This window comes from Bradyrhizobium sp. PSBB068 (assembly GCA_016839165.1).
In the GTDB taxonomy this organism is placed as follows: domain Bacteria; phylum Pseudomonadota; class Alphaproteobacteria; order Rhizobiales; family Xanthobacteraceae; genus Bradyrhizobium.
The window spans coordinates 4382122-4402272 of sequence record CP069300.1 but is presented as its reverse complement, the minus strand read 5'-3'; the positions used below and the strand labels follow the sequence as shown (position 1 = coordinate 4402272).

Genomic DNA, 20151 nt, shown 5'->3' with positions numbered 1-20151 from the left:
GCCGGCCTATTCGGACACGACATAGGTGTAGAAGCGGACCCGGCCGGCGTCGTCGATCTCCTTGTAGATGCCTTGCACCTCGACCTCGAAGCCCGGGAACGCGTTGAAGCTCGCCTCGAACATCTTGAGATAATCGATCATCGGCTTGCTTCGTTCCGACAGCCGCTCGCCGGGCACGATGGTGGCGATGCCGGGCGGGTAGACCACGAACGGCGTCGCGGCGACGCGGCCGAAGATCTGGTCGATCGGCAGATAATCGACGTCGTTGCGGATCAAATATTGCGCCGCCTGGCGCGGCGACATCGCGATCTCGGGCAGGTGCTCGGGCAGGAATTGCCTGGCCTGCAGCGTGCTGACGCCGCCGTCGCGGAAGAAGCGGTGCATGTCGCCGCAGAGATCGCGCAGCCGCACGCCGGTGTAGCGTTGCGGGCGGCGGCGGAAGAATTCCGGGATGACGTCCTCGATCAGCGCGTTGTCGTCGTGCAGCTTCTTGAAGGCGACGAGCCCGGAGACCAGCGTGCCGGCCTTGCTGGCCTCGACGCCGGGCGTCAGCAGGAAGAGCAGGGAGTTGAGGTCGTTCTTCTCGGCGACGATCTGGTTCTCGCGCAGATACTGCGCCACGACCGGCGCGGGGATGCCGTGATCGGCATAGGCGCCGGTGGCATGGTCGAAGCCCGGCGTCAGCAAGGTGAGCTTGTTCGGGTCGGTCATGGCAAAGCCGGCCGTCAGCTCGGGGAAGCCGTGCCAGGTCTCGCCGGGATTGAGCTGCCAGTAGGATGGCGTGGTCGCGAGCTGGTCGGTCGAGATGGTCTCCCAGGCGACATTGTGCACGCCGTTCTCGCGGGCGGCATCAGGGATCATCACGCGGTCGGGCACGAACGGCTCGAAGAACCAGCGCCGCTCGGGGCGCGTCTCCTTTTCCTCGAACTCGCGCTTCACCGCGCGGATCTTCTTGCGCAGCTCGATGCCGAGCCGGATCGTGTCGTCCCACAACACTTCGCCGGAGCGGCCCTTCATCATCTGCGCGCCGACATCGAGCGAGGCGAAGATCGGATAGAACGGCGAGGTCGAGGCGTGCTGCATGAAGCTTTCGTTGAAGCGGCGGTGCTCGACCCGGCGCTTCTGGCCCTTGATGTGGCGGTCGCGGATATGGATCTGTGAGGCCTGCGAGAAGCTCGCGAGCTGCTTGTGGGTCGATTGGGTGGCAATGATGCCGGGCGCCTCGGGGCCGAGATTGGCGAGCCCCATCGCGAACCGCCCGGCATAGATCGGGTGGAATTTCATGAAGCCGGCCCAGGCCTCGTCGAACAGGATGTAGTCGCAGAGGTGGCCGATCCGCTTCAGGATCATCTCGGCGGAGTGGATGGTGCCGTCATAGGTGCACTGCTCGACCACGGCGACGCGGAACGGGCGCTCCTTCTTCCAGGCGTTCTCGTCCTTGACCAGCGGATGCTTGCGGATGTGGTCGCGCAGCGTGCCCTCGTCGAGCAGATCCCAGCGCATCGGACCGATCAGGCCCCAGGCGTTGCGTACCGTCGGCACATAGACCGGGATGCCGCCGCCGAGCAGCAGCGCGCCGTGATGCGCTGCCTTGTGGTTGTTGCGGTCGAACAGCACGAGGTCGCCGTCGGTGACCAGCGAGCCGAGTGCGACCTTGTTGGAGGTCGAGGTGCCGTTGAGCACGAAATAGGTCTTTTCGGCGCCGAAGATCCGCGCCGCTTCCTTCTGCGCCTTCAGCGCCGGCCCCTCATGGGTGAGGAGGTCGCCGAGGTCGAGCACGGAATTGTCGAGGTCGTCGCGGAACACGGCTTCGCCGAGATGCTCGACGAACACCCGCCCGATCGGGCTGCGGCTGTAGAACACGCCGCCATTGTGGCCCGGGCAGGTCCAGAGCTGGTTGCCTTCCTCGGCATAGTCGACCAGCGCGCCGAAGAACGGCGTCTTCAGGTTCTCGGCATATTGCTTCAGCCTGGAGATCAGGTTCTTGGCGATGAAGGACGGGGTCTCCTCCGACAGGAACACATAGCCGTCGATGAAGTCCAGCACCTCGACCGGTAGGTCCTCGAAGCGCTTGCGGCGGATCAGGAGCAGGATCGGGAAGTCGAGGCCGCGGCGGCGCATCAGATTGATCAGGGCCGCGGTCTTGCCCTCGAGGCCCTTCTTGCCCCAGTCGACCACCATGCAGCCGATCGCGGCATCGGTCTGCACCGCGATCTCGGCGTCTTCCAGCTTGCGGGCGCGCACCACCTCGAAGCCGGAGCGCTCGATCTCAGTGACGATCTGGTTGAAGCGGATGCCTTCGAGGTCGTCGGACTCGAAAACCGGCGCGGCGAACAGAAAGTTGAAGCGTTTGAAATAGTCCATGCGTGTCCCCGAACTGTACCGCTGAACCTGTCTGCACAATTCATGACAAAGAGATGACAATGGGGATAGCAGACTATCAAATGCGATTGGAGCGGCATTTTTCAGCGCACGGCTTGGCCCCGCGGATATTCGAGCTGCACGGCGACCAAATCCGCTGTGCCCGAGCCATCGCGCGCCTCGATCCCGGCAAGCGTCTGGTCGAGCGCATGCGCGGGCGTGGTGCCGACTGCCGGTAGCAGGCGGCCCGCGGGCCAGCTGGTCGCCACGGTTTGCGGATAGATGCGCAGGCCGCTGCGGCTCGTCACCGCGCCGCCGGTGGCGGAGAACGTCGCGGCGTGCGAGCGACAGGTTCGCGACCAGCCGTCCACGACCAGCGCCAGCGAGATCTCGTCGACACCGGGGGAGAGCGCGACGCCGAGCTGCTCCGCGTCGCGCCGGTCTGAATGGGGACCAGCGGCATCCACGACTGACCTATCCGCGTATATCGCTCTCGCGCAGGAAGGCGCGGCTTGTTCAGTAGACGAGACTTGTCCCTGGCGGTTTCTCGAGCGCCGCGGCCAGCGAGCGATATTCGTCGCACGTTGTGCCGCAGATTTCGGCAATCCGGCTCAGATGATATTGGGCGGCATCGCGGTTGCCCTGCTCGATCTGCCACAGGCCGTAGTAGTTCCACGTCAGCACGTGGTTCGGATCGGCCCTCAGCGCACGCTCGTACCAGACCTGCGACTGCTTGTAGTCGCCGAGCTTGCGATAGGAGTAGCCGATCAGGTTGGCGACGTTCGGATGATCATCGTTGCCGAGCGCGTGCAACTGCGCGATCGCGGCGGCATAGTCGTTCTGCTCGTAGATCGTTGCATAGGCAGCGCGATAGCCGTCACGGAATGCCGGATCGTCGAAGCTGGATTGCTTGGCCGGTTTCTTCACCCTGTGCGTGGTCCGTCTGCCCTTCTCCTGGGGATACGACGGCGCAGGAGTGCTGTAGCTCGAGCCGTAGAGTTCACCGCCGCCTGCTCCTCCGCCGCCACCACCGCCGCCGGCAGCGCGGGCAGTCTGCTGTGGCAACATGATGATCGGCGCTGTCAGAAATGCCGCAAGCATTGCGAGCTTCGCCGGTGACTTGATCATGCGCACCTCCCGATTCGACGTGAACAGTCATTGATCTGAAGCACTAACTCCCGATCGCAGCAGGCATTCCTCGCGTTCTGAAAAATATCTGTCGATGCGGCAATCGCACTGTCGCTTCCGGACGTTGCATTTGCGTGCGGGCTGGTCCGCGATCCGACGACGGAACCGAAACTAACTTCGGTGTTAGAATCTGACGTGCAGGGACAAGGACAATTGATGATGCAAACGGACCTCGCCGAGAGTTCAAGGCGCCACGGGCACCAGTCCGTAACGCAGCATGGTTTCCTTCATCTTCGCGGGATCGGGCGCGCCGCCGGTCAGCAGCGCTGCCATCTCCCTGAAGTATTGCGGACCGAGCGCGCCGGGGCTCAGCATGCAGAGACAAGTCGCGGGACCGTTCGAGCGGTTGGTGAAGCGGTGCACGATGCCGCGCTTGATGAACACCATCTCGCCGGTGCCGAGCTCGATGTCCTCGCCGTCGAGCCGCCAGGTCGAGACGCCCGACAGCCCGTAGATCGTCTCGTCCCAGCTCTCATGATAATGCGGGATCGGCATCCGCGCGTTCGGCTGCAACGTCATCTCGAACAGGTCGATGCTGCCGCCGGTCGTCTCCTTGCTGTGCAGGAACTTCAATTGTAGGGCGCCAAGATTGATCAGTTCAGGCATGATGGTCTCGTGCATGGTGATGTGCAGGATATGCGACGGCGCGATCTGACGCCGGCGAGCCGCTCTACTTGGACTCCAGGTGCCACGCACCGTCCCAATCGGCAGCCGGCGGATCGCGCCGGAAGCGTTCAACCCGCGCCTTCAGTGTGATCGACGGTCCGTCGCCCGGTACGGCAGCCAGCGCGGCATCGAACGCGCGCGCCGCGTCGTCCCAGCGGCGCTCGCGATAGGCGGCGAGACCGTCGGCGTAGCGCTGCCGCAGGTCGGTCTGCGCCGGCGTCAACTCATCCTTCTTGCCGATGATCTCGAACACGGCGACCGGCTGGGTCTGGCCGACGGCGACGAGGCGGTCGATCTCGCGCAGCTCGATGGTCGAGGCGCAGGCCGCGGCGGTGGCCTCCGAGATCAGGCTGCGGCTGCCGTAGAACTTGTTGGCGCCTTCCAGCCGCGAGGCGAGGTTCACGGTATCGCCGAGCACCGTGTAGCTCATCATGAATTCGGAGCCGATGCTGCCGACCAGCGCTTCGCCGGTGGCGATGCCGATCCGGATGTCGCAGTCGGCCGGGATCGCGCGCACGCCGAGCAGCTCGGGCAGATCCTTGCGGAGCTGGTTGACCTGGCCGATCATGTCGATGGCGGCAAGCGCAGCCAGATGGGTCTGCTCGGCCTCCTCGACGAAGGGCGCCCCCCAATAGGCCATGATGGCGTCGCCGATATACTTGTCGATGATGCCGCGATGGGTGTGGACCGGCGCCGACATCGTCGACAAATAGAGGTTCATGATCTTGACCAGGCCGCGCGGCGTCACGCCTTCGCTCAGGCTGGTGAAGCCCTTCATGTCGCAGAACATCACCGTCATGATGCGGCGCTGTCCTTCGGTTGCGGCGATTGCCGGCTGCTCGAGCAGGCCCTCGGCGATCCGCGGATTGATGTAGCGGCCGAATGTCTCGCGGATACGCTGGTTGTGACGCAGCGTCTCGATCATGCGGTTGAAGGCGGCCGACAGCTGGCCGATCTCGTCCTGGGTCGTGATGGCGATGCTGCCGTCGAGGCGGCCGGCCTCGACCTCGCGGGTGCCCTCCAGGAGGCGCATCACCGGGCGCGTGATGCCGCTGCCGACCAGCATCGCGAATACGAAGCCGAGGATCGCGGCGATGGCGGTGACGACGCCGGAGATGATGATCGCCCGCTGCTGCGCGCCGGTCACCTTCGCCGCGGCCGAGCCGACCTGCGCCAGCATGTCGGCACGGATGCCTTCGATCCTGGTGTTGAATTCGTCGCGCAGGGCGTCGGCGCGGAGCGTGGTCTGTCGCGCGGCCGCGAAATCCTTGCTGTCGAGCTGGCCGAGCAGCGTCTTGTTCTCGGCGTTCAGGCGCATCAAGAGGTCGTTGACGGCGTTGTCGATGCGGTCGTCGAGCCGTCCGAGCGCGGCATTGTCTGAGGGCGTCGAGGGATCGGCGATGATCGAGGCGATCAGCACGCGCGCGGCGTCGGCCTCGCGCTTGATCAGCGGCTCGACTTCGTCGAAAGTCTTGCGCGCCGCATCGTAGCCTGCGTCTTCGCCCGGCGGCTGCATCTTCGCCATCATCATCCGGCGCATCGCCAGCGACCGCTCCAGTGCGCGGATGTTGACGCGGGCGAGATGGCCGTAGGCGGGGATGTAGCGATTGGTGAGTTCATCGAGGAGGTGGCCGACCTGGCTCGCCATCACCATGGAGAGCAGCGAGGTGATCACCGCGAGGATGATGAGTCCCGTGGCGATGCCGACGATCTTCTGCCTGATCGAATTTCGAAACATGCCGAGCCCCGCCGCGGCTGCAATAAGCGGGTCAATCCCGCCATGGCGGCGAACCAGCTAATAGAGTTCCACGGCCTGCGGTGCAAGCGACCGGTGCCTTCCATCGCGTCGCCAAACCGGAGTCGGGGGCTAGCGCAGCCCTTCGTAGACCATCAGGCCGCGCGCGATCGCGAGCTTGCGCAAGGTCCGCGGCACGAATCGCTCCTGGGGATGCAGGTAACGCCACGAGGTCAGGACCAGGTCGTGGAGCCTGGTGACGTCGTCCTCGAACGGGGCGAGCAGGCCGGTGAGGCTCGCCGGCATGTGGACGCGGGCGGTGAAGGGCAGCAGCAGCAATTCAAGGTGCGCCTTGGATCCGGTCTCGGCGGTGGCGCTGATGCCGGCGATGGCCGGCAGGGTCTCTTCGACCACGCAGGTGATGATCTCTTCGATCTCGCCGCGGCTTTCGTCGGTGAACAGGGCGGAAAAGCTGCGGTTCTTCAGGTCGCAGCCGAGCAGGGCGGAGATGCGGGTGCCGGCGACGCGGAACGGGAAGCGGGTTTCGCCGTCATAGGACAGCACGAAGATGTCGGACAGCAGCTCGCGCACCGCGGACGGCTCGAACTCGCTCCGGTCGGGTGCACGCGCGGTGCCGCGCTTCGCATTCCAATAGGCGAAGAATTCGCGGCTGGAGCTGTGTTTCATCTAAAGAACCTTGCCCGGCACCTGTCTCGGCGGGACACATCTGTCCCGGTTTTGCTCAGAAGCCTTCCCTTGTCTGTTGTGCAGGGAAGGCTGTGCAGCGTCCATGCCGCGGCCGTGGTTTGGGCGTCTTATAGGCAGCTTTGTGTTGTTAACGTAAATTTAACTATGTCCTTGGCGTCGGCGGGCGGCCCGCATAGGGTCCGTGCGTTCCCGTTCGCCGGCTGCCCCAAGCGCCGGCGTGGTTGGTACACAGGTGGCGTCAAACAGTTTGGTCGCCGTGCGGGGAGGGGTGGGGATGTTCTCCCGATCCTCTCGGGGCACGCGAAGGCCAACCGATCAGGGAGGGTGTTCTCAGCGCCCTCCCTTTTCTTTTTTCTCGATTCCGGTGCCGAGCGACACCCGGTGTCCGATTTCGGGATTGTGCACTTGCACAGGGGTGTGAAAGCCGCCTATCTCTGATCCACAGCCGCTTTCGAGGTCGCCGACCCCTTGGACTCCTATCCCGAATCCCCGCTCGCGCCGCCGCCGGAGGCGCCGCGCGAGCCGATCCTGACCTTGCCGCGGGCGCTCACCGCCTACATCCTCCTGATCGCGGTGATCCATCTGCGGGTATTGCTGCCGCCGGAGCTGGAGAACTGGACCGTCGACGTCTTCGGCTTCATCCCGAAGCGCTACGATTCGACGCTGCTCGACATCACCTTCCCGGGCGGGGACGGCGCCAAGGTCTGGACCTTCGTCACCTATTCGCTGCTGCACGCCAACCTCACCCATATCGGCTTCAACGTGTTGTGGCTGTTGCCATTCGGCAGCGCGCTGGCGCGGCGCTTCGGCGCGGTGCGCTTCTTCGTCTTCATGGCGGTGACGGCGGCCGCAGGCGCGCTCGCGCATCTGTTGACCCACGAGCACGCGATCGCGCCGATGATCGGCGCATCGGCGTCGGTGTCGGGGACGATGGCGGCGGCAATCCGTTTCGCCTTCGTGAAGGGCAGCTTCCTGTCGTTCAGTCGGGGCGATGCCGAGGCAGCCGCCAAAGTGCCGGCGCTGTCGCTGTGGCGGGCGCTGCGCAACGGACGGGTGCTCGCCTTCCTGGCGATCTGGTTTGGCGTCAATATCCTGTTCGGCGCCACCTCGTTGTCGCTCGGCGGCGAGGAGGCGAGCGTCGCCTGGCAGGCGCATATCGGCGGCTTCCTCGCCGGGCTGCTGCTGTTCTCGCTGTTCGATCCGATACCGCGTGCGCGAGACGATGCTGCAGATGCGTCGTCCATGGACCAGTCAGGCCGCGCCTGATCGCCGCTTGCGGCTCGGTTCGAATTCCTCCATCATCTTTGCGACACAGAAACAAAGCGGGCCGGCAAAATCGAGCCCAGCTACCGACCGCGCCCCGGAACCGAAATCGGCGCGGAACTGTTGATTGAAGACTCTGGCGAACAGGCGCGATCCCGCTCAAGCGGGGCGCGGACGGATTCAGGGAGGCGACAATGACGGTACGTTCCATTCTCGATGCAAAGGGCCATCAGGTCATGAGCGTCGCGCCCGGCGCGAAGCTTTCGGCTGCGGTGAAGCTGCTCGGCGAGCGCAAGATCGGCGCCGTGCTGGTGATGGAGCAGGGCCGGATGGAGGGCATCCTGTCGGAGCGCGACATCGTGCGCGTGCTCTCGGAGCGCGGCGCGGGCGCGCTGGACGAGCCGGTGAGCGCGGTCATGACCAGGAAGGTCGTGAGCTGCCGGCAGTCCGATACGGTCAGCGCGCTGATGGAAATGATGACCACCGGAAAATTCCGCCATCTGCCTGTCGTCGAGGACGGCAAGGTGGTCGGGCTGATCTCGATCGGCGACATCGTCAAGAGCCGCGTGCAGGAATATGAGCGCGAGCAGGAGGCGCTGCGCGACTACATCAAGACCGCCTGAGCGCTATTTCCCGGTGGTGCCCGCGCCGGTCGACGGCGGCACCAGGATTTCGATCGCTTCCTCGATCGCGCCGATGGCGCGTTCGGCTGCGCGGATGCCGTGCGCGATCAGCTCGTCGGCACGGTGGAAGTCGAACCAGCCGATCTGGCCGACCCGCGGCGAGATCAGCATGTCAGGCGGATCGCCGGCGAGGCGCGCACGGGTGATGCGGTCCTGCATGATATTGAAGGCGTCGACCATGACGCTGGAGATGCCGGGGCGGCTGGCGCTGCCGAAAAACTCCCGTTTCACGGTACGTTCGGCGGAGAAGAAGCGGCCAAACCGCCGCTTCGGAGGTTCCGGCTCGATGTCCGCCTCGGCGGTCACCGCGACCGTCACCTCGGGCGCGGCCGATGGCCCGTGATTATAGATCGTGGTCGAGTGCGCGAACACGTCGCTGGAGAGGTTCGCCGCGATGACGATTTCGGCGCCGAGCGCGCGGGCGGCCGAAACCGGCACCGGGTTGACCAGCGCGCCGTCAACCAGCCAGCGGTCGCCGATCAGCACCGGCGCGAAGATGCCGGGCAGGGCGTAGGAGGCGCGCATGGCGTCGACCACGCGGCCCTGGGTCAGCCAGATCTCGTGCCCGGTGCGGACCTCGGTCGCGACGCTGGCGAATTTGACCGTGAGGTCCTCGATAATGACCTGGCCGAGCGCGGCTTCGATCTCGGCGGCCAGCTTGGTGCCGCCGATCAGGCCCGAGCCGTTGAGGCGGATGTCGAGGTAGCCGAGCACGCTGCGCGGCTGCAGGCTGCGGGCCCACTGTTCCAGCGTGTCGATATGGCCGGCCGCATAGGCGCCGCCGACCACGGAGCCGATCGAGGTGCCGACCACGACGTTGGGGACGATGCCGTGGGCAAGCAGGGTCTTGATGATCCCGATATGGGCGAAACCGCGCGCGGCGCCGCCGCCGAGCGCAAGCCCGATCACCGGCCGGCGAACCGTTCCCAGTCCGACCTTGTCGGGCCCGTCGGAGCTCTTGTGGCCGCGGCCCATCCAGCTATCCAACACGACAAATCTCCTGCCAGCACGAGACTAGGCTGCGCGGCATGGCTGCGCCAGCGTCGTCCGTGTTCATGGTTATTCCCGAGAGGCATGATTCATGCCCGGTCCGACCGCGGTAGGCAGGGATTGTGACTGGACCGCGACGATACGGCTAACATCGGGGTGAACGGCCGGTTCCAATTGGGGTGACACCCCGCCAGGACTGTGACGAAGCTTCGACGAAGGCTTGAATTTGCCGCGTTTTCGTTGAAAAGCATTGACATGACTACGAGGGGCAACGGCATCGGCGGATGCGGGCGGGGCATGCGGCTCCTTCCGCTATTTGCGCTTGCGGCATTTTTGCTCGCCCTAACCCCCACGTCCGGCTCTGCGCAGTTCTTCAGCGACCGGCCGCCGCCGATCCCGCCAGCCTCGGTGCCGGACGTGCCGTCCGGCCCGGCGCTCAATCTGGCGCCGCCGTCCGGGTCCGGATCGGGGCCCGTGCTGCCCGGCCCGCTGAACCAGCCGACCATCGTCCAGCCGTCGATTGCGACCGTGCCCCCGGTGACGCCGCCGCCCGGCTCGCCGACCGCGGGGCAGGCGGTGCTGTCGCTGACGGCGCGGTACGGCAAGGATCTGCCGGTGATCAATGGCGGGCTGGTGTGGCGGGTGTTCGCCGACAAGCCGGATGACAACGGCACCTACAAGCTGATCCGCGAGGAACGCGGCGCGACGCCCAACGTGGTGCTGCCGCCAGGCAACTACGTCGTCCATGTCGCGCTCGGCCTCGTCAGTGCGGTGCGCGCCGTCAGCCTGAAATCGGAGACCGACCGCGAGTCGTTCGTGCTGCCGGCCGGCGGGCTGCGGATCGAAGGCCGGGTCGGCTCGAGCAAGATCCCGGCCAACCAGATTTCGTTCGCGATCTACAAGGGCAGTCAGTTCGACGGCTCGGACCGCGGACCCCTGGTGCCGAACGTATCGGCCGGCGACGTCGCGCTGCTGCCGGAGGGCACCTACTACATCGTCTCCAACTATGGCGACGCCAACTCGGTGGTGCGCTCCGACATTCGCGTCGCGGCGGGCAAGCTGACCGACGTCACCGTCACCCATCGCGCAGCCGTCATCACGCTCAAGCTGGTCAGCGAGAAGGGCGGCGAGGCGCTCGCCAACACCGCGTGGTCGGTGATCACGCCGGGCGGCGACGTGATCAAGGAATCGATCGGCGCGTTCCCGCGCGTCGTGCTCTCCGAAGGCGAGTATCGTGCGATCGCCAAGAACGAGGGCAAGGTGTTCGAGCGCCCGTTCAACGTCGTCAACGGCGTCGACGGCGAAGTCGAGGTCGTGGCGCGCTGACTCCTGACCGAATTGCATTTCACGCAACTGTCATAGTCTCTAACACGAACTAACCATCGCGCGAATTTGTGCTGTCATAATCGCTGGCGGCGACGCACCGCATCGCCATTTTTACATGACGTTAAGCTGCGGCATGACTTGGATGCCACGGGGATTTTTGCTTGGGCATGATCCTTTCGGAAAGCCGCTTCGCACTTTTCCGGGTCATGCCTAGCGTTCGCGTCAACGGGGCGTGCCGTGGTGATGGCCAACAAGAAATCAGCAAAGATATCGGCCAAGTTCAATTCCGAGATGTTCGCCGACGTTCCGGTTCTGCAGCGCAAGTGGCAGGCAGCGGTTCGTCCCGGTGAACGGCTGCCGCATTACGAAGACGTGATGCTCGGCAGCCTTGGCCGGCTTGCGGACCATATCGTGCTGTTGCGCGACGTCGACGGCGTGCTGTGCGCGTCGCACACCGGCCGTTACGTCCAGACCTGGCTGAATGACGAGCGTTGGGACATTCCGCTCAGCGCGCTGCCGCCGGACTGCGCGACGGCGTTGACCGAAGCTGCCGCCAACGCGCGCGAGAACTGCCGGCCCTATCTGGCGTCGGCGCATTGCGTGCGCGACGGCCTGGTGCGGACCTTCGATGTGCTGGCGCTGCCGACGCGGTCGCGCTGGGGCGGCATCCTGGTCGGTGTCTATGTCAACGAGCGCAACGACCAGTACAATCTGCTGGATACGATTTTCTCGGCCACCGACGAGGGCGTGCTGTCGCTCGCCGCGATCCGCGATGCGCGGGGCGAGGCGGCCGATTTCCAGATCGTGCATCTCAACCAGGGCGCAGCCAGGCTCCTGATGCAGCCGGCAACCGAATTGCTGTGGCGTCGGCTCAGCGCCGGCGGCAATCCGCTCGCGGCGCCGCCGGTGATGAATCGCCTGCGCGGCTTCGTCGGCAGCGGTCCTGGCGGCCAGTTCGAGATCGACAGCGGCGATCGCTGCCTGCGGCTCGGCGTCACGGCGTTCGGCGACATGCTGTCGCTGACCGTCTCCGATGTCACCGCGTTGAAGCAGCGCGAGGTGTCGTTCCGCCTGCTGTTCGAGAACAACCCGATGCCGATGTGGGTGTTCGACGCCGGCACGATGGAATTCCTCAGCGTCAACGACGCCGCCGTTCAGCACTACGGGTACAGCCGCGAGCGATTTCTCGGCATGACGCTGCGCGAGATCTGGCCGGAGGACGAGCGGGGCGTGCACAGCGCCGCCTTGCGCGAGATCGGCGACGTCTATCAATCGAGCCGCGACTGGCGCCACATCAGGGCCGACGGCACCGAGATCCATGTACTGACGTTCGGACGCAAGGTGGCGTTCGAGGGCCGCGACGGCTACCTGGTCGCGGTGGTCGACATCACCGAACGCCGTGCCGCCGAAGCACGGATCGCGCACATGGCGCACCATGACGGTCTCACCAACCTGCCGAACCGGGACTTCTACCAGGAGCGTCTGCGCGAGGCGCTGGAGCGCGGCCGAAGCGGCAACAAGCGGGTCGCGGTGATGTGCATCGATCTCGACCTGTTCAAGAACGTCAACGATTCCTTCGGGCATCCGATGGGCGACCGGCTGCTCAAGCTGGTGGCGGAACGGCTGCGCGAGGTCGTCCGCGACGACAATGTCGCGGCCCGCCTCGGCGGCGACGAGTTCGCGATCGTGCTTGCCGCCGACGTCTCGCCGAACGAGGCGAGCGCTTTCGCCGAACGGCTGATCGATGCTCTGAGCGCGCCTTACCAAATCGACGGGCTCGAAGTCGTGGTCGGCGCCAGCGTCGGGATCGCATTGTCGCCGGGCGATGGCACGACGTCGGAGGAATTGATGCGCAATGCCGACATGGCGCTGTATCGCGCCAAGTCCGAGGGCGGCGGCGTGCATCGCTTCTTCGAGCCGGAGATGGATCTGCAGGCGCAGAAGCGCCGCGACATGGAGCGCGATTTGCGCGCGGCCTTCAGCAACGGCGAATTCGAGCTGCACTATCAGCCGCTGGTCGACATCGCGGCCAATCGTATTTCGGGCTTCGAGTCGCTGCTGCGCTGGCGGCACCCGCAGAAGGGCATGATTTCGCCCGCGGAATTCATCCCGGTCGCCGAAGACATCGGCCTGATCGTCGCGCTCGGCGAATGGGTGCTGCGTGAAGCCTGCGCCGAGGCGATGAAATGGCCGGCCGACGTGAAGGTCGCGGTCAATCTGTCGCCGGTGCAGTTCCGCAGCCGCAATCTGGTCCAGGCCGTGATCTCCGCACTGGCGCATTCCGGCTTGCCGGCGCGGCGGCTCGAGCTCGAGATCACCGAATCGGTGTTCCTCGCGGAGACCGAAGCCAATCTTGCGATCCTGCATCAGCTGCGCGAGCTCGGCGTCAGCATCTCGATGGACGATTTCGGCACCGGCTATTCCAGCCTGAGCTATCTGCGCAGCTTCCCGTTCGACAAGATCAAGATCGACCGCTCGTTCGTGAAGGACCTGGCGCGGCGCGCCGATTGCCTCGCGATCGTGCGCGCGATCTCCGGCCTCGGCCGCAGCCTCAAGATCACCACGACCGCGGAAGGGGTCGAGACGACAGACCAGCTCGACTGGCTGCGCGCCGAAGGCTGCAACGAGGTGCAGGGTTTCCTGTTCAGCGCGGCCAAACCGGGAAGTGAGATCGCGGGGTTGCTGAGCAAGTTTGCGGAACGCGCGTCGAAGGCCGCGTAGCCCATCTTGCTCGGAGGTCACCCGGGCATCATCAAACCAGCGCGTCGCCGATCGCGCAGATCAGAGCGACATACCGGCTGACAGCGGTCGGGCGGAGATATTGCCGCGCGCTGCCATCCGCTCTCATTTCCACTCGCGGTGTAGCTGAGCGCGCCGGCATTCCTGAGTCAGGCCCGGATCACAGCGTGGCCGTTTGGTTACATTCAGACAAAAAGTAGCTCTGTGCGCTGGGTGAGAAGACGCAGTGCGCGGGCTGAGAAGACGCGCGCTCGAAAGCCTGCGACATGAAAGACGGAGTCTGCGTCCGGCGCCATCATATCGCTTGAAATCAATTTGCAGCAGGCAGTTCGCAGGGGCCGCCGACGATCGGCCTCGATTGAGGGTGGCGCCCGTGGGGCGGACGAACCAATGCATGGAAATCAATTTGCGCGGGCGGCCGGCACAGTGAGAAGCAAGTTTTGGTTCGCGACGGCGCTGGTCGTCGCTGTCTGTCTCGGGACGGTGACCGCGGCGCAAGCGCAGTTCGTCGTCACCACCACCGCCGATAGCGGTCCGGGCTCGCTGCGCGATGCCATCAATCAGGCCAACGTCGCAGGTGGAACGATCACGTTCAACCTGCCGGCAAACTCGACGATTGCAACCAGCGCCGCCAATGGCGCGCTGCCGCCCATCAATAACAACGTCACGATCGATGGCTCGGGATCGAGCGGCCTCGTCATCAGCGGCGGCAACGCCAATCGCGTGTTCTTCGTGCTCTCAGGCACGGTCGCGATTTCGAACCTCACGATTGCCAACGGCAGTGCCCAGGGCGGCGCCGGCGGCGGATCCAGAAGCGCCCCCGGCGGCGGCGGTCTGGGCGCCGGTGGTGCGATCTTTGTCAACGCCGGCTCGACGACCGTCAGCAACGTGACGTTCAGCAACAACACCGCCACGGGCGGCGTCGCTGGCGGTTCTGTGGTGCATAAGGGTACGTCCGGCGGCGGCGGCGGTGGTGGTCTGGGTGGCAGTGGCGGGGGCGGCGGTCAGGATGCCGGTGGCGGTGGCGGTGGTTACAGCGGCGGCGGCGGTGGCGGCGGCGGATCCAATGACGGATCGACATTCCTGACCGGCGGTGCTGGCGGCAGCGGGACCGGTGGTGGCGGTGGTAAGGGAAGTGACGGGACCAGCGGCGGGGGCGCCGGACAAAATGGCAGCAACGGCGGAGCAGGCGGTGCAGGAAGCACGGGTGCTGGAGGATTCTCGACCGGCGGCGGCGGCGGTGGCGGCGGCATCAACGGCGGCAACGGCGGCAACGGCAGCACCTCGAATGTCAACGGCGGCGGGGGCGGCGGGGGCGGCGGATTGACCGGCGGTACCGGTGGTGTCGGCGGTTCGCAGCCGGGCAGTCCGAACGGAACGAACGGCACGTTAGGCGGCGGTGGTGGAGGCGCGGCTGCTGATAGCTCCACGGCCGGCAAAGGCGGTGATTTCGGCGGTGGCGGCGGTAGTGTCAACTTCGGCGGCGCGGGATCCGGCGGCTATGGTGGTGGCGGCGGCGGCAGCGGTTACTTGAGCTCGTCGGCCGGAAATGGCGGCTTTGGCGGCGGCGGCGGGGCCGGCAGCAACTTTAGCACTGCCGGATCCGGCGGCATCGGCGGTGGAAATGGCGGGACTGGTGGCGCCGGCGGTGGCGCAGCGTTCGGCGGCGCTGTGTTCGTCCGTGCCGGCGCCTCGCTGACCGTGGGTGACGGCACGTTCGGGAGCAGCGTCGTCACCGGAGGCGCGGGCACCAACGCGGGCGCGGCGGCCGGCTCGGATCTGTTTTTGACCAGCGGCACGACGACCACGTTCAATCCGACCGGCACGCTTACGCTCAACGGCACGATCGCCGACGACAGCACCGCGAGCCTTCCGACGGGCCAGGGTTATACCGGCGGTGCCGGCACCGGCGCGGCGGTCGCCATCTCGGGCGGCACGGTCATCATGACCGGCGCGAATACTTATAGTGGCGGCACCACGATCAACAGCGGCACCTTGCAGCTCGGCAACGGCGGCACGACGGGTTCGATCATCGGCGACGTCGCCAACAATGGTAAGCTTGCATTCGATCGGTCCAACACCATCGCGTTCAGCGGCACGATCAGCGGCAACGGCAAGGTGGCGCAGATCGGCAGCGGCACGCTCAGCCTCTCGGCTGCCAATACCTATTCGGGCGGCACGACGCTGTCGGCTGGCATCACCCAGGTCAATGCATCCTCGACCGGCGCTCCGGGCGCCGTCACCTCCGGTCCGCTCGGCACCGGCGTCGTGACGTTCGATGGGGGTACGCTGCAGGCCGGTGGCGCCTACACCATCGCCAATACCGCGGCGATCAACATCACCGGCGGCACGATCGATGCCAACGGATTTGCCTTCACCTACTCGGGCGTCATCGGCAACGGCAACGGCACCACCGGTGGCCTGACGATCGCCAATACCGGCGGCAACGCCGGCGGATCCGTGACGCTGGCCAATACGGAGACCTACACCGGCCGGACAACCATCAACAGGGCGGCGACGTTGAACCTTGGCGTCGGCAACGCGATCGCGGCATCGAGCGGTGTTGTCGTCAACGGGACGCTCAACCTCGGCGGTTCCGACCAGCGGATCGCAGCGCTGAGCGGGACCGGTACGGTGACGAACGTCACCAACTCGAATGTCCTGACCGTCGCGGGCGGTACTGCCTCGACCTTCTCGGGCGCGATTACCGACGGCAGCGGCAAGACCGCGCTCTCGCTCGTCAACGCGAACACTGCGCTGACGCTGAGTGGCGCCAACACCTACTCCGGGGGCACGACAGTTGGCGACGGCGTGAGTGCCAGCTCGCTGATCGGCGGTGCGGCGAACGCGTTCAGCGCCAATTCATCGGTGACGGTGAGGTCCGCCAGCAATCTCGATCTCGGCGGCTTCAACCAGCAGATCGCGGGGCTGTCCGGCAGCGGCACCGTCACCAACAACGGCGCGGCTGCGGTATTGACGGTCAACAATCAGGGCGGCAGCGCGACGACGTTCGATGGCACCATCAAGGACGGCACCGGCGCGACGGGACTGGCGCTCAGCGGCAGCCAGACCAAGCTGACGCTGACCGGCACCAACACATACTCCGGCGGGACCACGATCAACGCGGGCACGCTGGCGCTGTCGGGAACAGGCTCGATCGCAGCATCGAGCGCGGTCAATCTCGCGACCGGAGCGACCTTCGACATCTCGCAGACTTCTGCCGGCGCGTCGATCACAACGCTCGCCAATACGGGTACGGGGCAGACGGGGACGGTGTCGCTTGGCGCCCGGACGCTGACCATCACGGCGGGTTCGACATCATTTGCGGGCGTGATCCAGGACGGCGGTATCCAGAATGATGCCGGCGGTGCGCTGAAGATCACCGGAGGGTCGCTGACGCTGACGGGCGCGAACACCTATACCGGCGGTACGCAACTGAACGCCGGTACGCTCACGGCCGGGAACAATTCCGCATTGGGTACCGGCACCCTGGCGATGGCGGCGGGTACGACGCTCGGATTTGCCAACACCGGCAATTACGCGATCGCCAATGCGATCACGGTCTCCGGCGATGCAACATTCCTCGCGTCGGCCGGGACGGCGCAGACGCTTTCCGGAATTATCTCCGATGCGACGGGCGGTGCTCCAGCCGGAGCGGTTGTTGTCAATGGTGGCGGCACGCTGGTGCTGTCCGGCGCCAACACTTATTCCGGCGGCACCACGCTGTCGCAGGGGACGCTGGTGGTGCGGGGCGCGTCCGTATTCACCAACGTCAACATTCCCTCGAGCCAGACGGCCTCGGCGATCGGTCTGGGGACGCTGACATTCAACGGCGGCACGCTTGCGGCCGGGCCCTTGCTCGATCGCTCCTTTGCCAACGCCGTCGAGATCACCGGCAGGGGTGGCACGATCGACGATGCCGGCGGCCTCATTCGCTTGTTCGGTACGATCTCGGATGAGGCCTCGTCGCGAGGCGGCACGCTGACATTGATGAGCAGCAATCCGCGTGCTTTCGCGGAAGGCATTTTGCTGGGCGGCGTCAGCACGTATTCCGGCACGACGAACATCGCGTCGGGCACCGTCATCGCGCAATCATCGACGGGCCTCTCGCGCAACTCGGCCTTCCTGATCAATGCAGGCGCGACGCTCGATCTGTCGGGCTACAGCAACTCGGTCGCCTCGCTTGCGGATGGAAGCAACGGGGGTGGTATCGTCAGGAATGCCGCGGCGAGCGGCACGGCGACGCTGACGATCACGGGTGTGAACGGCGGGTCGACCACGTTCTCCGGCGCGATCCAGAACGGTGGGGGAGGCGAAGGCGGCGCGGCCGGCTCCAAGCTGGCATTGGTCAAGAACGGCAACAGCACGCAGATCCTGACCGGCACCAACAGCTATCTCGGCGCGACGACGGTGAACGGCGGCACGCTGGAGATCGGCAATGGCGGCGCGATCACGCGCAGCGCCTCGCTCACCAACGCTGCGAACTTCGTCGTCGATAGCGGCGGCGCAGCGACATTCGGCTCAGTCACCAACACGGCGACCGGCAAGATCATCGTCGCGGCAGGCGGCACGCTGCATGACGACCTCACCAACGCAGGCACGGTGATCAACAATGGCACCTATGTTGCCAACGTCGCCGGCAACAGCGGCACGATCGCCAACAACGGGATCTGGACCGGGACCATCACGACCGCGGGCACCCTCATCAATGGGACGGGTGCGACCGTATCAGGCCTGGTGACCAACAGCGGCACGGCGAGCAATGCCGGCACGCTCAACGGAGGCCTGACGAACACTGCTGGCACCTTCAACAACACCGGCACGATCAACGGCACCACGACGATCTCGGGCGGTGCATTGTTCGGCACCGGTGCAGTCGCAAACCTCAGCGTCGGCACTGCCGCCATCTTCGCAGCGGGCAACGGCACCGCGGGATCGTCGATGACGGTCAACGGCAGTCTCGCATTCTCGTCGGGGGCGTTCTATCAGGTGGCGATCAATCCGACGACCGCATCCTTCGTGAACGCGACGGGATCGGCCACCCTGGGCGGCGGCTCGGTGCAGGCGTTCTTCTCGTCAGGCACCTATGTCAACAAGCAATACACCATCGTCTCGGCCGCAGGCGGCGTCAGCGGCACGTTCAACACGCTGGCCAACACCAACCTGCCGTCCGGCTTCACCTCGACGCTGAGCTACGATCCGACGCACGCCTATCTCAACCTCGCGCTTGTCTTCACGCCGCCAGGCGGCGGGCTCAACATCAACCAGCGCAATGTCAGCAACGCCATCGTCAATTCCTTCAACAGCACCGGCACGGTACCGGTCGCGTTCGGCGCGCTGACGCCGACCGGCCTGACGCAGGTCTCAGGCGAACTCGCGACGTCGACACAGCAGACCACGTTCAAGGCCATGGACCTGTTCATGGGGCTCTTGACCGACCCCGTCATGAACCGGACCGGTGGCGGAGGCTCGCCGGACGCGTCGGGTTACGCGGACGACGGTAATGGCAGCGCCTATGCCGCGACAAGTCAGAGCAATGCGTTCGCGATGTTCGCCAAGGCGCCGCCGGCGGCGTTCCAGCAACGCTGGAGCGTGTGGGCGGCCGGCTTCGGCGGTTCGCAATCGACCAGCGGCAATGCGGTGGTCGGATCGAACGCCACGACCAGCAGCGTCTACGGCACCGCCGTCGGCGCGGATTATCTGTTCTCGCCGAATACGGTCGCCGGCTTTGCCATCGCAGGCGGCGGTACGAGCTTCGGCGTGAGCGGCCTCGGCAGTGGACGCTCCGATCTGTTCCAGGCCGGTGCCTACGTTCGCCACACCGAAGGCAATGCCTACATCACGGCGGCGCTGGCCTACGGCTGGCAGGACATCACGACCGATCGCACGGTGCCCGTCGTGGGGCTCGATCATCTCCGGGCCGAGTTCAACGCCAATGCCTATTCCGGCCGCGTCGAAGGCGGCTATCGCTTCGCCATGCCGTGGATGGGCATCACGCCCTATGCGGCCGGCCAGTTCACGACTCTCAACTTGCCGAGCTATGCCGAGCAGACGATCTCCGGGCTGCCGACCTTTGCGCTCGGCTATGCCGGCAAGAGCGTCACCGACCCGCGCAGCGAACTCGGCTTCCGCACCGACAATTCGTTCGCGGTGCAGGATGGCCTGCTCACACTGCGCACGCGGTTCGCCTGGGCGCATGATTACGCTCCGAACCGCACGATGGCAGCGACGTTCCAGACGCTGCCGGCCTCGTCCTTTGTCGTCAACGGCGCCGCGCAGGCGACGGACTCGGCGCTGACGACAGCCTCGGTCGAGATGAAGTGGCGCAACGGCTGGTCGGCGGCAGCGACCTTCGAGGGCGAGTTCTCGAATGTGACCAACAGCTACGCCGGCAAGGGCGTCGTGCGCTACGCCTGGTGATGTCTGCTAGCGGCCTATTGCGTCGTTAAGGCTGCGTTGCAGATTTGGTCACTGCCGGTGCATGCGGGCTCC

At 65.7% G+C, this 20151-nt stretch carries 13 protein-coding genes; 5 read left to right on the top strand and 8 right to left on the bottom strand.

The features are described from left to right. Nucleotides 1–6: 6 nt before the first annotated feature. The 6 genes from JQ507_20470 to JQ507_20445 form a co-directional block, all read right to left on the bottom strand. Complete coding sequence (locus JQ507_20470; GenBank protein ID QRI67356.1) at nucleotides 7–2364, bottom strand: amino acid decarboxylase; 2358 nt, start codon at nucleotides 2362–2364, stop codon at nucleotides 7–9. A 101-nt stretch (nucleotides 2365–2465) separates the two neighbouring features. Continuing rightward, nucleotides 2466–2828 carry a hypothetical protein gene (locus tag JQ507_20465; protein QRI67355.1) on the bottom strand — a complete coding sequence of 121 codons (363 nt, stop codon included), beginning with the start codon at nucleotides 2826–2828 and terminating at the stop codon, nucleotides 2466–2468. A gap of 49 nt (nucleotides 2829–2877) precedes the next feature. Further along, entirely contained in the window at nucleotides 2878–3429 is a 552-nt protein-coding gene (locus JQ507_20460; GenBank protein ID QRI73435.1) for a tetratricopeptide repeat protein, read from the bottom strand. A gap of 303 nt (nucleotides 3430–3732) precedes the next feature. Then, nucleotides 3733–4155 (bottom strand): cupin domain-containing protein, encoded by a 423-nt coding sequence (locus JQ507_20455; GenBank protein ID QRI67354.1) that lies wholly within the window; start codon nucleotides 4153–4155, stop codon nucleotides 3733–3735. Nucleotides 4156–4219: 64 nt separating this feature from the next. Beyond that, on the bottom strand, nucleotides 4220–5953 hold the full coding sequence (locus JQ507_20450; GenBank protein ID QRI67353.1) for an adenylate/guanylate cyclase domain-containing protein: 1734 nt from the start codon (nucleotides 5951–5953) through the stop codon (nucleotides 4220–4222). A 129-nt stretch (nucleotides 5954–6082) separates the two neighbouring features. Next, nucleotides 6083–6637 carry a PAS domain-containing protein gene (locus tag JQ507_20445; GenBank protein QRI67352.1) on the bottom strand — a complete coding sequence of 185 codons (555 nt, stop codon included), beginning with the start codon at nucleotides 6635–6637 and terminating at the stop codon, nucleotides 6083–6085. 489 nt (nucleotides 6638–7126) lie between these two features. Between JQ507_20445 and JQ507_20440 the strand changes: the two genes are divergently transcribed. Next, nucleotides 7127–7924 carry a rhomboid family intramembrane serine protease gene (locus JQ507_20440; protein ID QRI67351.1) on the top strand — a complete coding sequence of 266 codons (798 nt, stop codon included), beginning with the start codon at nucleotides 7127–7129 and terminating at the stop codon, nucleotides 7922–7924. 191 nt (nucleotides 7925–8115) lie between these two features. Next, entirely contained in the window at nucleotides 8116–8544 is a 429-nt protein-coding gene (locus tag JQ507_20435; protein QRI67350.1) for a CBS domain-containing protein, read from the top strand. Between the two features lie 3 nt (nucleotides 8545–8547). Here the strand turns inward: JQ507_20435 and JQ507_20430 are convergent, their stop codons facing one another. Next, complete coding sequence (locus tag JQ507_20430) at nucleotides 8548–9594, bottom strand: patatin-like phospholipase family protein (protein ID QRI67349.1); 1047 nt, start codon at nucleotides 9592–9594, stop codon at nucleotides 8548–8550. Between the two features lie 255 nt (nucleotides 9595–9849). Between JQ507_20430 and JQ507_20425 the strand changes: the two genes are divergently transcribed. Together JQ507_20425 and JQ507_20420 are read left to right on the top strand one after the other, a co-directional pair. Beyond that, nucleotides 9850–10920 carry a hypothetical protein gene (locus JQ507_20425; GenBank protein ID QRI67348.1) on the top strand — a complete coding sequence of 357 codons (1071 nt, stop codon included), beginning with the start codon at nucleotides 9850–9852 and terminating at the stop codon, nucleotides 10918–10920. 243 nt (nucleotides 10921–11163) lie between these two features. Further along, on the top strand, nucleotides 11164–13641 hold the full coding sequence (locus JQ507_20420) for an EAL domain-containing protein (GenBank protein QRI67347.1): 2478 nt from the start codon (nucleotides 11164–11166) through the stop codon (nucleotides 13639–13641). A gap of 578 nt (nucleotides 13642–14219) precedes the next feature. On the opposite strand, the gene JQ507_20415 is transcribed toward JQ507_20420, so the two are convergent. Further along, nucleotides 14220–14573, bottom strand: a complete 354-nt coding sequence (locus tag JQ507_20415) for a hypothetical protein (GenBank protein ID QRI67346.1) — start codon at nucleotides 14571–14573, stop codon at nucleotides 14220–14222. A 409-nt stretch (nucleotides 14574–14982) separates the two neighbouring features. Between JQ507_20415 and JQ507_20410 the strand changes: the two genes are divergently transcribed. After that, complete coding sequence (locus tag JQ507_20410; GenBank protein ID QRI67345.1) at nucleotides 14983–20079, top strand: autotransporter domain-containing protein; 5097 nt, start codon at nucleotides 14983–14985, stop codon at nucleotides 20077–20079. Nucleotides 20080–20151: the final 72 nt, after the last annotated feature.

Excerpts from the sequence above, each read along its gene's own strand:
- JQ507_20450 (QRI67353.1), bottom strand. The coding sequence starts at position 5,953 with ATGTTTCGAAATTCGATCAGGCAGAAGATCGTCGGCATCGCCACGGGA.
- JQ507_20470 (QRI67356.1), bottom strand. The coding sequence starts at position 2,364 with ATGGACTATTTCAAACGCTTCAACTTTCTGTTCGCCGCGCCGGTTTTC.
- JQ507_20420 (QRI67347.1), top strand. The coding sequence starts at position 11,164 with ATGGCCAACAAGAAATCAGCAAAGATATCGGCCAAGTTCAATTCCGAG.
- JQ507_20460 (QRI73435.1), bottom strand. The coding sequence starts at position 3,429 with ATGTTGCCACAGCAGACTGCCCGCGCTGCCGGCGGCGGTGGTGGCGGC.
- JQ507_20435 (QRI67350.1), top strand. The coding sequence starts at position 8,116 with ATGACGGTACGTTCCATTCTCGATGCAAAGGGCCATCAGGTCATGAGC.
- JQ507_20455 (QRI67354.1), bottom strand. The coding sequence starts at position 4,155 with ATGCCTGAACTGATCAATCTTGGCGCCCTACAATTGAAGTTCCTGCAC.
- JQ507_20425 (QRI67348.1), top strand. The coding sequence starts at position 9,850 with ATGACTACGAGGGGCAACGGCATCGGCGGATGCGGGCGGGGCATGCGG.
- JQ507_20445 (QRI67352.1), bottom strand. The coding sequence starts at position 6,637 with ATGAAACACAGCTCCAGCCGCGAATTCTTCGCCTATTGGAATGCGAAG.